1 protein-coding gene is annotated in these 1,235 nt (G+C 74.8%); it reads right to left on the reverse strand.

All coding sequences use genetic code 11. From position 1 onward, the window contains the following. Positions 1–1,235, reverse strand: a 1,235-nt coding sequence (locus ESO86_RS17230) for an alpha-galactosidase (RefSeq protein WP_207207214.1), incomplete at both ends; no start/stop codon positions are given.

A 1,235-nucleotide genomic window follows, 5' to 3' on the forward strand; every position in this document is an offset into this window, starting at 1 on the left:
CGGGCGTGCCCACGACCGCGACCGACACGACGGCGTGGCGGCGGTCCGGTGCGACGACGCCGTGCACGACCTGGGCGGGGTCGGCGGCATCCGCCCTCACGACCCGGCCGCCGTGGATCAGCCCGCGGAGGCGCCGGTACGTCGCGGTCCACGCGGCCACCGCGTCGAGGTCCTCCGCCGACGCGGTCGCGAGGTTCCACTCGATCCCGGCGCTGCCGAACAGCGCCGTCGCGAGACGGAAGGAGAGGTCGGACGTGCGCCCGGTGGTGTGCGCGCGTTCGGCGCCGAGGTGCGATCCCAGGTACTCGGGCGGCACGAGCACGCCCGTGTGGCGCTGGATCCGCTGGCGCTCGAGCGGATCGTTCGTGTCGCTCGTCCAGACCCGGTCCGTGCGCTCGAGGATGCCGAGGTCGATGCGCGCCCCTCCGGATGCGCACGACTCGATCTCGACGCCGGGGTGCGCCGCCCGGAGCCGGTCGATGAGCGCGTAGAGGGCGAGGGTCTGCGCATGGGCCGAACCGCCGAGCAGGTCGCGGTTGTGGTCCCACTTCAGGTAGCGGATGTCGTGCTCCGCGAGCAGCGCGTCGATCGCCGCGAACACGTGGTCGGCCGCTCCGGGGGCGGTCAGGTCGAGCACGCGCTGCCACCGCCACTCGGGGTCGTCCGGGCGGCCGAGCACCCAATCCGAGTGGGTGCGGGCGAGCTCCGAGTCGGCGCTGACCATCTCGGGCTCGACCCACAGTCCGAACTCCATGCCGGCGGACGTGACGCGCTCGACGAGCGGGCCGAGGCCGTCGGGCCACACCGCCGGGTCGACCGTCCAGTCCCCGAGCGCGCGGCGATCGTCGCGCCGACCGAGGAACCATCCGTCGTCGAGCACGAACCGCTCGACGCCGACCCGCCGGGCCGCGTCGATGAGCGGCTCCAGCCGCTCGAGCGACTGGTCGAAGTAGACGGCCTCCCAGGTGTTGAGGGTGATCGGCCGCGGACGCCCCGCGATGGTCGACCAGGACCGGATCCACGGGTGCAGCCGGTCCGAGAGGCCGTCGAGGCCCGTCGTCGAGTGCACGGCGACCACCCAGGGCGAGGTCGTCGCCTCGCCGGGCGCGAGGACCAGCTCGCCCGGGGCGAGCAGCTCGCCGCCGCCGAGGGTCGCCGGCCCGAGCGCGCTGCGCTCCGCCCACGCCTCGGTGTCGGCCGACCATGCGACGTGCGTCGCCCACACCTCGCCGTGC

Origin of the sequence: Agromyces binzhouensis (assembly GCF_004135055.1) — a bacterium.
GTDB lineage: Bacteria > Actinomycetota > Actinomycetes > Actinomycetales > Microbacteriaceae > Agromyces > Agromyces binzhouensis.